13 protein-coding genes are annotated in these 15,813 nt (G+C 50.0%); 8 read left to right on the top strand and 5 right to left on the bottom strand.

Going from position 1 to position 15,813, the window contains the following annotated elements; all coding sequences use genetic code 11:
• Nucleotides 1-11: 11 nt before the first annotated feature.
• Nucleotides 12-296 carry a hypothetical protein gene (locus ABYT30_RS04410; RefSeq protein WP_373083652.1) on the bottom strand — a complete coding sequence of 95 codons (285 nt, stop codon included), beginning with the start codon at nt 294-296 and terminating at the stop codon, nt 12-14.
• Between the two features lie 316 nt (nt 297-612).
• Between ABYT30_RS04410 and ABYT30_RS04405 the strand changes: the two genes are divergently transcribed.
• The 8 genes from ABYT30_RS04405 to ABYT30_RS04370 all read left to right on the top strand — a co-directional run bounded on the left by ABYT30_RS04405 (nt 613) and on the right by ABYT30_RS04370 (nt 11,112).
• Nucleotides 613-1,215 carry a TetR/AcrR family transcriptional regulator gene (locus tag ABYT30_RS04405; RefSeq protein WP_373083653.1) on the top strand — a complete coding sequence of 201 codons (603 nt, stop codon included), beginning with the start codon at nt 613-615 and terminating at the stop codon, nt 1,213-1,215.
• Nucleotides 1,216-1,218: 3 nt separating this feature from the next.
• Entirely contained in the window at nt 1,219-2,388 is a 1,170-nt protein-coding gene (locus ABYT30_RS04400) for an epoxide hydrolase family protein (RefSeq protein ID WP_373095400.1), read from the top strand.
• A 188-nt stretch (nt 2,389-2,576) separates the two neighbouring features.
• Nucleotides 2,577-3,197, top strand: a complete 621-nt coding sequence (locus tag ABYT30_RS04395) for a TetR/AcrR family transcriptional regulator (protein ID WP_373084060.1) — start codon at nt 2,577-2,579, stop codon at nt 3,195-3,197.
• Nucleotides 3,198-3,221: 24 nt separating this feature from the next.
• Complete coding sequence (locus ABYT30_RS04390; protein WP_373084062.1) at nt 3,222-4,484, top strand: cytochrome P450; 1,263 nt, start codon at nt 3,222-3,224, stop codon at nt 4,482-4,484.
• 444 nt (nt 4,485-4,928) lie between these two features.
• Nucleotides 4,929-7,430, top strand: a complete 2,502-nt coding sequence (locus ABYT30_RS04385; RefSeq protein ID WP_373095398.1) for a TonB-dependent receptor — start codon at nt 4,929-4,931, stop codon at nt 7,428-7,430.
• A gap of 564 nt (nt 7,431-7,994) precedes the next feature.
• Nucleotides 7,995-9,737: an alpha/beta fold hydrolase gene (locus ABYT30_RS04380; protein WP_373095395.1), complete on the top strand. Its 1,743-nt coding sequence runs from the start codon at nt 7,995-7,997 to the stop codon at nt 9,735-9,737.
• A gap of 97 nt (nt 9,738-9,834) precedes the next feature.
• Nucleotides 9,835-10,593, top strand: coding sequence for an acetoacetyl-CoA reductase (gene phbB, locus ABYT30_RS04375; protein WP_373080042.1), 759 nt, complete (start codon nt 9,835-9,837; stop codon nt 10,591-10,593).
• 117 nt (nt 10,594-10,710) lie between these two features.
• Nucleotides 10,711-11,112, top strand: coding sequence for a MaoC family dehydratase (locus ABYT30_RS04370; RefSeq protein ID WP_373080039.1), 402 nt, complete (start codon nt 10,711-10,713; stop codon nt 11,110-11,112).
• 60 nt (nt 11,113-11,172) lie between these two features.
• Here the strand turns inward: ABYT30_RS04370 and ABYT30_RS04365 are convergent, their stop codons facing one another.
• The 4 genes from ABYT30_RS04365 to ABYT30_RS04350 all read right to left on the bottom strand — a co-directional run.
• Nucleotides 11,173-12,459, bottom strand: a complete 1,287-nt coding sequence (locus ABYT30_RS04365) for a sugar MFS transporter (protein WP_373080036.1) — start codon at nt 12,457-12,459, stop codon at nt 11,173-11,175.
• 36 nt (nt 12,460-12,495) lie between these two features.
• On the bottom strand, nt 12,496-13,359 hold the full coding sequence (locus tag ABYT30_RS04360) for a sugar phosphate isomerase/epimerase family protein (RefSeq protein ID WP_373080034.1): 864 nt from the start codon (nt 13,357-13,359) through the stop codon (nt 12,496-12,498).
• Between the two features lie 45 nt (nt 13,360-13,404).
• The gene (locus tag ABYT30_RS04355) at nt 13,405-15,336 is read right to left on the bottom strand and encodes a TonB-dependent receptor plug domain-containing protein (protein ID WP_373095392.1); all 1,932 of its coding nucleotides are present in this window, start codon (nt 15,334-15,336) and stop codon (nt 13,405-13,407) included.
• Between the two features lie 74 nt (nt 15,337-15,410).
• A partial coding sequence (locus ABYT30_RS04350) for a sugar phosphate isomerase/epimerase family protein (protein WP_373095389.1) occupies nt 15,411-15,813 on the bottom strand: 403 nt, incomplete at its 5' end.

Below are 15,813 nucleotides of genomic sequence, written 5' to 3'. Positions count from 1 at the left end.
TTTATTCGTCCTTAAATAGTTGCCACTGGTGTTTTCATGCCATAGATCGGGGTCATGTCCTCGCCCATCTTGTAGCGGGTTAGCGATTCTTGAAAATACTTTGCTTCGGCGAGGACGACCGAGTCTTTGATGAGCTTTTTGGCGCTGCGGATACCATCGCAGATGTATTTTTCGAAGCCGATGGCCGAAAACGAAAACTTGTTCATGGTGATCGCGGTACGCGGGTAATCCGGATTCCAGGCGAATTGGACATCTTGGCAATCCCAAGGAAATTCTCGTACTTCGAGTTTGCTCATTGTTATTCTCCAGTTTTGTAATGGGGCAATGGCATTACAATTATTTAGTATCGCACAGTGCAATATGACTTACAATAATTCAGGCAGTCTGTCTGTTTTTTTTGGCTGCAGAAAGTGGGCATGACGACACTAAGTCTTATGCCAAATGCGCCACCGGCGGCACGACTTGATCGCTTTGTACAGGGTGAGCTTTAGGGTTTGGCGAAAACCTAATTGTTTCAGCGCTGTAGCGTAGCGCTTTGTTTTTGGAGTTGTTAATGAAATGGACGGCATGTCCACTACCTGCTAATCTGAGGCCATGAATAAAAATACCTTAATGTCTGCATCTAACATCCAGCCCGTGAATTCTCGTAAAGCGGCGACCTACGCCAGAATTTGCGACGTCGCCAATGAATTGTTTTTTGAGCGAGATTTTAACTCGGTAACGATGGAAGAGATTGCCAAGGCTGCGGGTATACGGCGCTCGACCCTCTATTTACATTTTCGTGATAAAGAAGCGATTCTCGACGCGATTGCCAAAACCTTTACGGCAAAATTGTGGCCTGTCATTGAACTGCTTCCGGGGCCGGAACCGACTCGCGAGCAAATCGATGTTTGGCTTGGCGAATTTGCGAAATTTGTCTCTACTGAGCGCGCCGCAACTGAGTTACTTGTGTCCCTTGGTCATATGTCGAAAACCTACCCCGCCGTGATGGAATTTGGCGATGCCCTGCTGCGCATGATGGCTGAGCGGCTCAGTGCATTTAAGCGGGCACTGGAACCGCGTGAGTCTCTCGCCTTAGCCAGCGCTTTGTCGACCCTTGATATTCTCGGTTGGGCGCTGTGCCATCACGCGCGAGACGAGGCAAGTGAACTCTCAAAAAATAGACTAATCGTCGCATCGGCGGCACTCAACCGCTTTGTGCGTGGGGAACTTTGAACAATGTCTGACGCTATCCATCCTTTTAATATCGATATTCCCCAGGAGGATCTCGACGATCTCCAGAGCCGGCTGCGCCGGGTGCGCTGGCCTCAAGAAATTGGCGATAACAGCGACTGGCAGGCCGGAACGAATCTGGCCTATATGCGCGAGCTCACCGATTACTGGTTAAACGAATACGATTGGCGCGCCCAAGAGCGCGCGATGAACGAATTCCCCCAATTTCGCACAGTAATCGATGACGTACCCATTCACTTTATCCATGTGAAGGGTAAGGGGCCAAACCCTATACCGCTCATTATCAATCACGGTTGGCCGTGGACGTTTTGGGATATGCGTAAAATCATTGGCCCCTTAACGGATCCTGCTGCCTATGGCGGTGATCCTGCGGATTCATTCGATATTATTGCGCCCTCGTTGCCGGGATTTGCGTTTTCCAGCCCTTTGGAAAAGCCGGGTATGTACTTTGCCCCTACCGCAGATTTGTGGGTGAAGCTGATGTCTCGACTCGGCTACGAACGCTTTGCAACCCAGGGCGGTGATATCGGGGCTTTTGTGTCGTCAATGCTGGGGCATAAATACGCGGACCGTATTATTGGTACACATTTGACGCTGCTGATGTCGCTGAAGGCACCTTTCCCTGCTGCAGAGGATTATGCGCATGAGGAGCTCGAATGGGGCGGTAAATTCGCCAATTTTATGGCGAAGAACTCGGCCTATATGCAGATTCAAAGCACGCGCCCGCAAACTATTTCCTTTGCGATGCATGACTCTCCGATAGGCTTAGCGGCTTGGTTAATTGAGAAACGTCGGGCATGGAGCGATTGCGGTGGCGATGTCGAGTCGGTGTTCAGTAAAGACGATTTGATTAACACAGTAATGCTGTATTGGCTTACGGACACCTATGAAAGCTCCGCCCGCCACTATTATGAAACAACGCCTGAAAACTTTATGTCGGCGCATGTTCACGACCGAGCGCCAGTCGTCGAGGCGCCTACGGCTGCTTTGCAGTTTAAGGGGGATGTGTGGCTGCAGCCACGTAAATGGGCAGAGAAGTATTACAATCTCCAGCGTTGGAATGTAGTGGAGAAGGGTGGGCATTTTGCGCCAATGGAGGCCCCCGAAATTTTAGTTGATGATATTCGCGGTTTTTTTCGGACCTTGCGGGCATAGTCTTTTACCGTTTTAAATTCCATTTTCAATCGGCGTGCGCGCATTTGCGCGGCGCCGATATCTCGCTTGACCTCTAATCACTGTTATATCGCTAATTAAAGAAATGGCTTTTTTCGTCGCCGTGGTGTTCTCTTGCAATAAAATATACAAATGTATACCATGTAATTCAGTTGTATATTTTGAGCCTGATGATGGAAGCCCTCTCTACTACCAGTACCGCAGCCGAATTGCGTCGCGCCCAGCTCTTGTTAGTTGCAAAGGAGCTTATTCTTAGTGAGGGTGTGGAAGCATTACGCCATGCCGCCGTCGCCGAAAGGGCAGGTGTCACCCGCGCGGTTATCTACCGCTATTTCCCCACTCAGTCCGACTTTATTGTCGCCATTGGTGATGAGTTTATCGAAGCCCTTAAACAGCGCTTGAGTCCTGAAAAGCAAGTAGAGGCGGCGCGGGCGTCTGTTAGCAGCGATTTTGCGGCGGCGGAAATCTATTTTGATGTGGTGTTTTCAGTGCTGGAGGATAAAGGGCCAGCCTCGCTGATGCTGCTTTTAGAACCTGATTTAACGCCCAAATTAAAGAGCTTTTGGGCTAGCGTGGAGGTTGAGCAATACGGCCATTGGTTGCAGGAGAGCGCTGATTTAGGCATTACCGCAATCGACAGCCAAGTCCTTATTCAAGTCGGAAAAATGACATTGCTAACCCTCTATAAAATCTATCGCGCTGGCGAGATCAGTCGTAATCAAGCGGTCTCAAGAGTGAGTTATGTGATCTGTAGTTTGATCAACACACTTCGCACCAATCCTTGTAATTGACCATCTACCTGTAGGCAAATAATTATGAGCAATCCTTCTGCTATAAATTTTTTAGATCCGAATATTTATATTGGCGGCATGCCCGACGCTGAACTCAAGGCCTTACGAGAAGCTGCGCCGCTACACTATCTGCAAGATGAGCTGACAGGTGTTCCCTATTGGTTGGTTACTCAGCAAAAAGAGTTGGATTACATTTCCCAGAATCCGGATATTTTTTCATCGCAGGTGAGAACCGGCGTGCCGATGGAGTATCCCCAGGAACTCATCGACAATATTATGTCGCGTCTGTTTCTGCACATGGATGAGCCGCGCCATACCCAATATCGCCGTTTGGCTAATCCGATGTTTAGTCCTAAAAGCGTTGGCTTGCTTGAGCAGGGCTCGCGGGTCCATGCTCGCGCCATTATTGATGCCGTTATTGAAAAAGGGGAGTGTGACTTCGTTCGTGATATTGCCGCTGAGCTACCATTGCTGACAATTCTAGAATTGTTTGGCATTCCGGGCGAGGACCGTAAAAACTTTTTCGATTGGACAAACACCATGTTATTTGCCGATGATCCCGATGAAAATACCTCGCCGGAAGATGGGCAAATGGCCTCTTTTCATGTGATTAGCTATGCCCAGAAACTGTATAAAAAATACACTGAGAACCCCAACGATAGTCTGCTAAGCAAGATGGTGGGTGGTAAAATTGATGGCGAGTTATTGAGTGAAGAAGACTTTTGCTGGATGGTGGTGATGATCATTGTTGCCGGCAATGAATCAACGCGCACTACTATCTCTCACGGCATGCGGCAGCTCATTGAGCACCCTGAGCAATTGCGTTACCTGCAAGAAAATCCGGATAAAATTGGCTTTGCGATTGAAGAGATAATTCGCTGCAATCCGCCGTTTGTTAGTATGCGCAGAACCGCCCTTGAAGATGTGAGCCTGGGCGGGCAAGAAATAAAACGCGGCGACAAAATAGTCCTCCATTATCACACGGTAAATCGCGAAAGCGGGGTCTTCGGTGAGGACTCAGATCAGTTTGATGTTCGGCGAATCGAGCGCAAGCCGGAGCTAGCCCGGGAAATTAGATCCTTTGGCATTGGTTCACATTTTTGTATGGGCAAGCATTTGGCGCGAATGGAAATGCAGGTGATGTTCGAGGAGCTTATTCCTCGTATAAAAAATCCCGTGTTTACTGAGCCAGTCGTGTATATGCGCTCCTATTTTATTCAGGGTGTAAAGCGCATGCCGATTCGTTTTGATAAAGGCGTGCAGCTCGGGCCACTCGCTGCTGCGTAAGTCGGCAGGGGCAGCAACCGCTGGGGTATATACCAACGGTTGCTGCCTTTAATTTTGCAGGCAATCCCCCCTTTATTTCATCGCTGACCTCCTTTCTGTTGATTGAATATCGCTTTCCCCTGCGATTTACCTCGCCCGCGTGTGTCACGTAGTTATGAGAAATGTCTGCCATTTATTTATCGCTATGGCTTGTGCTTTAGCGTTTATGTTCTAGGCTAAGACAAGTGTCAGCTTGTTTGTGCGCTAGTTATTGCGCACTGAAAAGCTCATGAGCACTAGTGGTGCAGAGAAGTTGGTACTTACTTGAATAAGGGTAATCCCTTATGAATTAACGCAATGATATCGTGTCATTTCGATTGACCGGTCTGAGAAGTAGGTCTAATCTAGGTGTGCATTAGCGGCATGCAAGTGGTGCAGCTACGAAAATAATTAGTGGAGTAGTCTATGAGACGCAAAGAGTCATCGAATAAAAGACACGCAAGGCAGTTTAGATCTCGGGCCGCAGTGGCATCCCTCGGCTTGGCAACCTTGTGTGTGCCAGTAGCTGCACTGGCTGAATCGCAGCTTGAAGAGGTACTCGTAACCGCTCGTCGAACAGCCGAAAATTTGCAAGATGTTCCCGTTAGTGCCCAGGCGATTAGTGGTAAAAAAATTCAAGATCTGGGTATTGTTAATATAACCGAGATATCTAAGCTCGCGGCGGGCCTTACGCTGACGATGTCTGACTCATCGACGCCAACAATCATACTCCGTGGTGTGCGCTGGACACCGGGTTCCGGTACACCTGCCGTGCCGGTGTATTTGAACGAAAACAGTTTTGACCCTGGTCAGACGTTTTTAAGCATGTACGATATTGGTCAGATTGAAGTATTGCGGGGCCCACAGGGTACCGCCCGTGGTGCACCGTCCATCTCTGGTGCCATCACTATGACCACCCAGCGCCCTGATTTTGAAGGCATACACGGCTTTGTGTCTGGTTTATTAGCCGGTGGCCGTGACCACAAGAGTATTCAGGGTGGTATTAACGTGCCGCTGATTGACGACAAACTGGCAGTGCGTATTGCTGGGATATTCGACGACGGTGACGCCGATGGCGTGCGCAGTGTCAACGCCACTCAGGATCCCTCGCGGGAGGTGCAAAGTGCGCGTTTGTCGGTGACTTTTCAGCCCATCGATGAACTGACTATTGATGCAATGTATCAGCGTCTTGAAGCCGAGGCTTATGTGTACACCCAAGTTGAAGGCTCGGGTAGCCCGGGAAGTGCTGCGCGCCCTAGTGGCGGTTACCCATTTGGAAGCCCAGCGATCCAAGCTTATGCAGCAAACTATAATGGCCCGGCAATTGGCAGTAGAGACCGTCGCGCAGTACAGGAAAAACCTGATTATCGTCATAACTTAGTGGACTTCTTTACCCTTAACGCAAGCTGGGATGTACTGGGCCATACATTGAGTTACAATTTTGGTTCTCAGGACACCAGCCCTGACCCCTCTGGAATCGTTTTTGACCCAGCGAACCTCGTCGTTGGCTTTGACGAGAATTCGACCACAGCAACTGGGGATAATACCCATTATCATAGTGAATTGCGCTTGTCTTCCATGCGCGAAGATGGCCGTCTATTCGACTACGATGTTGGTGCCTATTATCACAAGACTGACAGTGATTTGACGTTTAAGGCTATGCAACTTCTGCCGGGCGCATTGGGTAATCCCTACGAGGGCTTAAGTCCTATTGCCAACCTTGCAGCAATTGAGCGCTATAAGTTGTACGCGCCGACGAGCATTCAGCTTGCGACGCAAAATTACTCGGCTTATGGCAACCTAGTTTGGCATGTGTCTGAAAAAACTGAGGTGACCGCAGGCCTGCGTTCGATTACCGATACCCGGCCGACAAGACTTGCTCCGACCAATGAGAGTGGCTTCGCTTTAGCAGCGCCCAGCGCAGCCTTTGGTGGAAATTGTGCCTTTGGTGGGACAGGATACACCGACAGTCCAATCTATCAGGGCTACTGTGACGCGATTGTTCCCGCGGCGAATCATCGGGTAGACGATTTCGAGAAGAAGCAAAAGGCGGTTATTTACAACCTCTCGGTTTCTCATTACTTCACCGACGATATGCTTGCCTATGCGACTACTGGTAGTTCGTGGCGCGCTGGCCTTCCTGCAATAAACAACCCGGGGATGCCTGCAAGTTTGACCTTCCCGAAACCTGAGGAAGCTACCTCCTATGAGCTAGGCTTAAAAACCACAATCAATGAGGGGCTGAAAGTTAACGCGGCGATTTTCCAAATCGACTATGCGGATCAGCTAACGCAATATCAGTATCAGCCGTATTTTAATACGACGACTGGCGCTCCCGCCGAGACGAGTACTGCATTCTTTTACAATGTGGATGCGCAAGTGCGCGGCGCTGAGTTAGAAGTTGCGAGTAACCCGATTAATAATTTGGTGCTGAATACCAACTTGAGCTACTCCAAGATTGAAGCGAAGGGTGGCCAAGCGCCGTGTAAAGACCCTAGTCGTCCTTTGTCTGCGACGAACGTGATAAACCTCTGCGAAGTTGAAAGTGGCAAGACCTTGAACGCATCGCCGGAATTTCAGGCAAGCGTCAATGGTAATTACCTTGTGCCTTTAGCGACGGTTGATGGTTATCTGCGATTTAACGTGAGCTACCAAGGTGAAAACCCTAACTATGGCGCTTCTAATGCCAAGGGCAAGGCGTACACAGTAACCGACTTGTATGCGGGCGTGAAGTCTAAGGACGGTGATTGGGATGTTGGTCTCTTCGCTAAAAATGCCTTTGACAGATCGGCGGTGTTGACGCGTAATGACATCATTACTGGTTCTAGCGTTGATGCTTTCTTTGGTCCATCGGGTTATGAGCGTATTTCGACAATCCAAGAGCGGGAAGTGGGCGTGTCTTTCCAGTATAATTTTGCTGCTAAGTAAGTAGCGCCTCGCCATAGACACGAGGCCTTTTGGGCCTTGTGTCTATTTCTTCGTTTTGCTTAATTGTTAATTCCTCGTTTTTTCTAGCTTACGTTTTAAGTCTTTCCCTTCGATATTTGTACCGACCAATTCTCTTTGTTTACTTTTCAAATACGGCATTTTTGCTGTACCTATTTGTGCTCGCTGCATGTGGCTAAACGTGCTTTTAGCGCGCTAAAAGTTACAGCTTTGTAGCTGTGGACAGCCGGCTCAAAGTGTTATGTGAGCACATATTGATGAGGCGATAAAAATAAAAACAAGTATATATACAATGCAATGCCCATGTGCCATTGTGTTAAATATTGGCATGATTGCGAATATCTTAGAAATTTACTCAGTGGTGATTCCCTTAATTACTGAGTGATGTCGAATGTTGAATTCGATATGACTCGATGCTCTTTTTTGTATACCGACTTGCTGGTATCCGTACTTGTCGAGTTTCGCCGAAAAATTTCTAATCTATTTTTACAGGCAGATTTGTCAAATTGATAATTTCCCCCACAACAGCAAAAGGAAAATGTTGTTATGCAAACCGAGTTAGAATCCACAGCGGAGTGCGGCCCCATTATTACTAGAGAGATTGCGATTGAACTTAATGATGCCATGGTCGCCTGGATTGGCCGTTCCAGTGGTGGCTTACCGGGGCCACGCATTGTACAGGCTTATCTCGATTGGTTGATTAATCTCAGTGTGGCGCCAGGACGCCAGCTGGAAATTTTGGAAGCTTTGATTCGCAGCCGCCTTGATTTAATTAAGTGCGCATTACGTGGCGCTGAGGCGACGACTGACAGGCGTTTTAAGGCTGAGGGCTGGCAAAAACGACCTTACTCTTGGCTGGTACAGGCTGCTTTGCACCGAGATGAGTTACTGCGTATCGCCACTGAGCCGCTACCTGGTATGGATGCCCACAATGCCCAGCTCGTGCAGTTTTACACAAAGCAACTCGTCGACATGTTGTCCCCAGCGAACTTTGCTTTAACGAATCCTGAAGTACTGCAGGCAACAATCGCGCAGCGTGGAAAAAATTTATTGCGGGGCGCGCGCTTTGCAGTGGGTGATCTTGTTCGCAAGGTCACCGATACCGATCTCTCTGCCTCAGATGCTTTTCAAGTTGGTGAAAACTTAGCCGTCACGCCCGGCAAAGTGATTTATCGCAATTCGCTGATGGAATTAATTCAGTATTCGCCGACGACGGAAAATGTTTACGCCGAGCCTATTTTGTATGTGCCAGCGTGGATTATGAAGTATTACATACTCGATTTGCAGCCCAGTAATTCAATGATGCGCTGGTTGGTTGAGCAGGGTCATACCGTGTTTGCGATTTCCTGGAAAAACCCTGATAAAGACGACGCCCATCTTACCATGGAGGACTACCGCACACTCGGCGTGGCCGAGGCGTTGGATGTTATTAGCGCGGTAGTGCCGGAGCAAAAAATCCACACAGTTGGCTACTGTGTGGGCGGAACTTTACTCACGATCGCTGCGGCAGTAATGGCCCGCGAAGGCGATGATCGTTTGCAAAGCGTCACCTTGTTCGCAGCGCAAACCGATTTTACTGATGCCGGTGAGCTGCGTCTGTTTATCGATGAAATGACCTTGTATTGGCTCGACCAGCAAATGAAGCGCAATGGCTTTTTGGCGACCAAGCAAATGGGCGGCGCTTTCTCGGCGCTACGCGCCCCCGACCTATTATGGCAGCCTATGCTTCGTCGTTACTGCTTAGGGGAAGATAGTGCTGGTTTCGATATTATGTCGTGGAATGCCGATGGCACCCGTATGCCTTACAAAATGCACAGTGATTATTTGCGCCAGCTCTATTTAAAAAATGAATTGGCGCAAGGCAAATATGTCGCTGGCGGACGCGCTATTTCCATTGGTGATATCACGGTGCCGATGTATATCGTTGGCACAACGGCAGACCATATCGCGCCGTGGCAGTCGGTCTATAAAACCCGTAACTTGAAAAAATTAGGCGAAACCACATTCTGCCTCACCGCGGGTGGTCACAATGCCGGTATTGTCTCGGAGCCGGGCCGCCCGCGCCGCAGTTATTCCGTAGGCAGCTGGGATCAAAATTCCGGCTATCAATCGCCGGAAGAATGGCAGGCCGCTGCACAAGCTCATGAGGGTTCATGGTGGCTTAATTGGCAGGTTTGGTTAGCGGAGCACTCTGGATCAGAGCGAAGTGCGCCGCCGACTATTGGCGCTCCGGACAAAGGCCATTATGTTCTCTGTGACGCGCCGGGTACTTATGTCTTACAGCGGTAGCCTTGAGAAAAACTACACCATCTAATTCCAAAAAATTAACGCAGTCGGCTTCCCGCTGGCTGCTTGCCACACGCTATTTGTAATTCATGAGGTAAGTATGAAGTTATCTTTAGAGGGTAAAGTTGCACTGGTAACGGGTGGTTCTGGCGCGATCGGCCAACAGGTCTGCCTGTATTTAAATCGGGCTGGCGTTAAGGTTATTGGCGCGTCGGTTCCTTTTGATCTTGAGAGCGCTGAAATCCTGAGGCGAGAGGCTATGGATGCCGGTATCGAAATTGATGTCGTCGCATTCGATGCCGCTGATTTCGAGGATACTGGCAATGCCATAGCGGGCATAAAGGAAAAATATGGCCGTATCGATATTCTCGTAAACTGTGCGGGTATTACGCGTGATGCGCCGCTGCGAAAAATGACAAATCACCAGTGGCAGCAGGTCATGGGCGTTAACCTGAACAGTATGTTCAACAGCGCGCGCCATGTTGTTGAGGGTATGGTTGAGCATGGTTGGGGACGCATTGTTAATGTGTCGTCAGTTAACGGCCAGCGGGGGCAGTTTGGGCAAACCAACTACTCAGCGTCTAAGGCGGGGGTTCACGGCTTTACTATGGCGCTGGCCCAAGAGGTGGCGCGCAAGGGAGTCACTGTTAATACCGTCGCGCCGGGCTATATCGACAGTCCAATGATTCAGGCCGTGCCGGAAAAAATTCGAGAATCGATTTTAGGCGATATACCGGTCGGACGTTTTGGTCAGCCCAGAGACATCGCGGCAGCGATTACTTTTTTGTGCTCGCCTCAGGCCTCGTTCATTACTGGCGCGCAAATACCGGTAAATGGCGGTTATTACATGGGCCATTAATCACTATTTTTTTATACGCATCGCGAGAGACCGGAAATTTTCAAAGTGCGCGTTCGGTCGAAATAAACTGACTGTGAAATGTTGCAGAATCAAAACAGGATAGACGGGAATAATTTTATGACAGCAGCATTTAAAGTGGGTGATCAGGCTAAAATTACAAAAACCTTCACGGTAGAGGACGTCAATCGCTACGCGTCACTTTCGGAAGATTTCAACCCAATCCACATAAATAAGGAGGCCGCGGAAGCCAGTATTTTTGGTGCACAAGTAGTACATGGCATGCTGGTTGCCAGTTTGATATCGGGTTTGCTGGGTAATCAATTGCCGGGTAGTGGTTCGATCTATTTGGGGCAGGACTTGGCTTTCAAAGCGCCGCTGTATATTGGCGATGAAGTTACCGCTATTGTGGAGGTAATCGATATTCGCGAAGACAAGCCAATTGCCAAACTGCGTACTTATGTCGTTAATCGTAAAGGTATGGTGCTTGTCGACGGTACGGCTATTGTGAAATACGCATAGATGTAAGCGGAGCGATGCTTAGCCAATACCGCAAAGATATTGGCTAAGACGTCTTGCGGCTTATACCGCCGTGCGCCTGCGGTCGACCAGCCAAATAATGCCAAACACTGGTAATAGCAGCAGTGGTACAAAGGCCACAGATTGGAAGGACTCTACCGAGGCGTAGCGAATGACTTCGGTCATGGCCTCGGGTGATAGCCCCGCGAGCTTTTCTGCGCCACCAGCGGCGGTTGCTTTAGCCGTATCAAAAATACCGCCCATATGGGGAAGTACAAACTGAATCGACATGCCACCGGCAAATCCCATCAAGCCCATCGCCATTGCACCACCACGGGGAAAACGCTCGGAGGAAATTGCCAGCATGGTAGGCCACATATAGCACACACCGACACCCCAAACAGTGGCTGCTGCAAAGGCCAGTACGGGTGATGTTGCTAAGCTCAGCAGGTAAAGACCAAGCCCCGCAAGGAGGCAGGAGACGAACATCAAGCCGACCGAAGAAATACGCTTGGCGATAGGTCCGGCAAAATGACGCATCACAAACATCAGCGCACTAACGTACACCAATAGTAGAATACCCTGCATGCCAACAATATTAGAGAGTGCAATGTTTACCCACTGGCCCGGTGCGAGCTCGGCGGCAGCGGTGAGGAACATGCAGCCCCAGAATACCCAAAACATGGGGCGGCGCAGTAGCTCGCCAAACATGTCGCGATAGCTCACGCCATTTGCCACCCGTTCGGTAACGGGAAACTCGGCGCGGGATACCATCCACGCCAGTACCACAGATGGCAGCATCAGCACCGCCATATTCAGCTCCCAAGGTAGGCCGGTCGCGCTAATCATTACGCCTAGCAAACCGCCGACGACAATACCGGCGGGCCACCACGCGTGCAGTATATTTAAACGGTGGGTTTTTTCTTCGGGATACAGCGCCGCAACCATGGGGTTAGATGCGGCCTCTACTGCGCCCCAACCCAAGCCGGTGAGTAACAGGCTGATTAACACTATGGCGTGTACACTCGCACCCTGCGGATCTAAGGCAGCCGCAAGTAGACCCAATGCGCCGGCAATATAGCCTAGCGCTGACAATAGCAGCATGCGCTTCATACCGATAAGATCGACCAGGGCACTGCCAAACAGCAAGGTCAGTGCAAAGCCGGTAAAGGTTGCCCCCAGCGCCTCGCCGACCATTGCCGCGGAATTTGCGAGATCGATAAAATTGAAAATTTCACTTTGCAGGTAGCCGGCAATATTGGCGCGAACCGCAAAGCCTAGGCCAATCATAAATATCGACAAATTGCCGATGAGGTATAAGCGGCGCCGATCGATGTGAGTATTATTCATACGCGTGCTTCCACTGTTGTTAATTTAATGTGTCTGTTATGCGAGTAGGCTCTTTAGAAATTGGCCGCCATCGTTTGCCAGTGCATCTTGGCTAGGCGCGAGTGGTCGCCAAATTGCAGCGGCATCGGCGATTTCTATGCAGTCGGGGGTGAAGGATTCAATAATACAATCACCTTGGTAATTAATGTCGCGCAGGGCGCGTGCCACTTCTTGCCAGTGCACTTGGCCCTTGCCCGGCGTACCGCGATCGCTTTCGCTGGCATCGACGTAAACTAAATCATCACCGGCGAGAATAATGGCATCGTAGACATTTTTTTCTTCGATATGCATATGGAAGGTATCGAGGTGGATTTTTACCGAGGGCAGATTAATCTCGCGGATGAATTTTTTGACTTGGGCTGAGGTATTGATTAAATCGGTCTCAAAGCGATTGAGTGGTTCTACTGCCAAGGTAACACCGTAATCGGCGGCCATTTTTCCCGCTTGGGTGACACCTTTTACCGCCAATTCCCATTCCAATTGGCGCTGAGTATCAGGAATTTTCCGGCGTTTGCCCACCGAGGAATAGCAGGGACCGACTAAAGTGGTTATGCCCAGTTGTTCACAAATTTTTAGGCAGCTTTCAATATAGTCGAGGCTCTCTTTGCGAAAACGTGGATCTTCGTGGGTTAAATCGCGATTCGGGCCGTAAGCGCCGGTGGCATAGAGCCGCAGTGGGTGCTCGTTAATACCTGCCTTTATGGCTTTGACGTCAATCAAAGCGGGGTCTTCAAGGGGGATGGTAAATGCATCAAAACCCATTGCCGCTGCTTTTTCAAATAATCGTATTGAGTTTAGGGTAAATGGGGAGTCCCACACCCATGCGTTAACGCCGACGCCGATATTGCCTTTTGTAGTCATGTTCAATTCCTTAACTGATCTGTATTTAAAAATTTGATGACAGGTTTATTCGAAACTGAAATTGATGCCCACGCGCAATAGGCGTGGCTCACCGGGAAAACCAACCGCATTTTCGAAACCTTCATTGAGCGCATTTTCTAGCGCCGCAGTCAGCGTAAGCTGTGGTATTACCTGCCACGCGGCGGCGAGGTCTAAGGTCGTATAGCTTTTGAGTGATTCAGTGGTGCCGCTGCCGGTATGTTGAGAGCCAGCGAATTGCTTGCCGGTATAGCGGTAGTCGGCATTCATGCTAAATGATCCACTGACTTGCCAGCGCGAGCTTAGCCCCCCTTTAACTTGTGGCCGGCCAGTGAGCTTTAACTCTGGGTCTTCGGCGTCAATATCCGTGTAGGTGGCATCTAGTTGAATGCTGAGGAGCTGGTGCGGCTGCCATGTCCATAGCCATTCTGCGCCACTGGTATCGACGGCATCACTATTAATATTGGTAAAGTTCGCGTCGTCGAAGGTGATCAGGTTTTCAAAATGATTATTGAAATAGCTCAAACTAATAAAGTGCTGATTACTGCGCCATTCGGCACCGATATCCCAGTTTTCCGCAGTTTCCGGTTTGAGGTCGGGGTTGCCGGTGAGGGAGTCGCCCAGGGCAAAAAAGCTGGGCAATTTAAAGCCTTGTCCCCAGTTTGCACTTACGCTAAAGCCATTGTCGAAATCTTGTTTAACACCAAACTTGTAGATCTCTTCCGTGTCGAGCTCTTCGGGTTTGTCGTGGCGGGCGCCGAACTGGAGAAGCGTATCGCTGGCAAGACGAGTATTTAATTCAATAAACGCTGCCTTGCTGGCGCGGTCTAGTTCGAAGGACAGTGGAATTAACACAATATTTGCGGTCAGCGGTGGCAAGGGGCTGGGGGCGGGGATGATAGCGCCAAAATCAGCGGCGCCGTCGCTGCGGCCGTATTCTTCGCGGCGCTCAAGTCCCGCGTGTAGCCATAGTTGCTCACCGCCAATGCGGTTTACCCAGCGCAAGTTCTTGCGCTCAAACTCCGCGTCAGCAAAGTAGGGCGGCACGTTCATATAGGGTGCGATGCCCGGAGAGTCGAAGGACTCCTCACGTTCATACAAGCTGTAGTGCAGATTACTTTGCCACAGCGACGTCAGCTGGAGTGTCCAGGCGGCGCCTAGTGATGTTCCCTGATATTCACTGCGGTATAAGTCGTCGTTCTCGGCTTTGTTGGGGCCGCCGCTCTGCTCTGGATAGCTATTAAGTTCACCATCGCTGGTACGGTAATTTAGCGCGATTTTTTGGTGCTTGGTCGGTGTCCAGCTAAGGCCAGCGTTGATGTCGTCACTTTGTTGGCGGCTGCCGTTAACGGGTTCGCCGCTATCGCGGCGGCCTAGCTGTAAACTGTAGCCAAAACCATTTTCTACGCCGCGCAGGGCGATGCTATTCCGTCGGTAGCCGTACTCGCCAATATCCGCTGACAGGGTTTGTTGGTGGCCGGCTTTAGGCTGGGTGGTAATAATATTAATAACACCGCTGAGGGCGTCGGAACCGTAGATGGTGGACTGGGCGCCGCGAACAATTTCAATACGCTCGACACTGTCGATGCCTAGATTGCCAAAATCAAAGGAGCCACCGCGGGTATTGGTGGGGTCGTTGAGTTGTACACCGTCGATCATCACAACCGTAAAATTCGATTCGCCGCCGCGCAGTGAAATACTAACAAGGCCGCCAGCACCGCCTTGCTCTTCAATTAATAGGCCCGGCACAGTGCGTAAAACGTCGACTAAATGACTTTTATTGAGTGCGCTAATGTCGGTGCGATTCAGCACGGTAATCGACGAGCTAATATTGTCACGCTGAGTTTCGCTGTAACTCCCCGTCACCAATAACTCTTCAACATTAGCTGCGGCGATCGCCCACGAGGGGAAAAGAATTGGCAGTAATAAGACCGCACAGCGTTTGCGTTTTTTATTCATTCAGTATGTCACTTAGTTAAAGGGGGTATTTTATGGGGCCGCCGAAGGCCACCCCTTCTTGCGGCCATATGTTTTTATTCCAAGCCTAAAATACGGCGATTGGCGGCTTCGTCGGCTTCACCGCCGGCAAAGTCGTCAAAGGCTTTGTCGGTGGTGCGAATAATATGATGATTTATAAAATCCACGCCTTCGCGGGCGCCGTCCTCAGGGTGTTTAAGGCAGCATTCCCACTCCAGCACCGCCCAGCCTTCGAAATCGTATTTGGCAAACTGGCTGAAAATGGCACTGAAATCGATTTGGCCATCGCCAAGAGAGCGGAAGCGGCCAGGGCGATCTTTCCAGCCTTGATAGCCACCGTAAATCCCGCTGCGGCCATTGGGGTTGAACTCGGCATCTTTGACGTGGAACATTTTGATGCGGTCATGGTAGTAATCGATGAATTGAACATAGTCCAGTTGCTGCAAGATGAAATGGCTG

This window comes from Zhongshania sp., from assembly GCF_041623545.1.
GTDB lineage: Bacteria > Pseudomonadota > Gammaproteobacteria > Pseudomonadales > Spongiibacteraceae > Spongiibacter.
The sequence above is the reverse complement of the archived record's forward strand: the minus strand, read 5'-3'. Positions and strand labels throughout refer to the sequence as shown.

Coding starts and splice junctions, on each gene's coding strand:
- ABYT30_RS04370 (WP_373080039.1), top strand. CDS start 10,711: ATGACAGCAGCATTTAAAGTGGGTGATCAGGCTAAAATTACAAAAACC.
- ABYT30_RS04405 (WP_373083653.1), top strand. CDS start 613: ATGTCTGCATCTAACATCCAGCCCGTGAATTCTCGTAAAGCGGCGACC.
- ABYT30_RS04360 (WP_373080034.1), bottom strand. CDS start 13,359: ATGACTACAAAAGGCAATATCGGCGTCGGCGTTAACGCATGGGTGTGG.
- ABYT30_RS04400 (WP_373095400.1), top strand. CDS start 1,219: ATGTCTGACGCTATCCATCCTTTTAATATCGATATTCCCCAGGAGGAT.
- ABYT30_RS04380 (WP_373095395.1), top strand. CDS start 7,995: ATGCAAACCGAGTTAGAATCCACAGCGGAGTGCGGCCCCATTATTACT.
- ABYT30_RS04410 (WP_373083652.1), bottom strand. CDS start 296: ATGAGCAAACTCGAAGTACGAGAATTTCCTTGGGATTGCCAAGATGTC.
- ABYT30_RS04365 (WP_373080036.1), bottom strand. CDS start 12,459: ATGAATAATACTCACATCGATCGGCGCCGCTTATACCTCATCGGCAAT.
- ABYT30_RS04385 (WP_373095398.1), top strand. CDS start 4,929: ATGAGACGCAAAGAGTCATCGAATAAAAGACACGCAAGGCAGTTTAGA.
- ABYT30_RS04355 (WP_373095392.1), bottom strand. CDS start 15,336: ATGAATAAAAAACGCAAACGCTGTGCGGTCTTATTACTGCCAATTCTT.
- ABYT30_RS04395 (WP_373084060.1), top strand. CDS start 2,577: ATGATGGAAGCCCTCTCTACTACCAGTACCGCAGCCGAATTGCGTCGC.
- ABYT30_RS04390 (WP_373084062.1), top strand. CDS start 3,222: ATGAGCAATCCTTCTGCTATAAATTTTTTAGATCCGAATATTTATATT.
- phbB (WP_373080042.1), top strand. CDS start 9,835: ATGAAGTTATCTTTAGAGGGTAAAGTTGCACTGGTAACGGGTGGTTCT.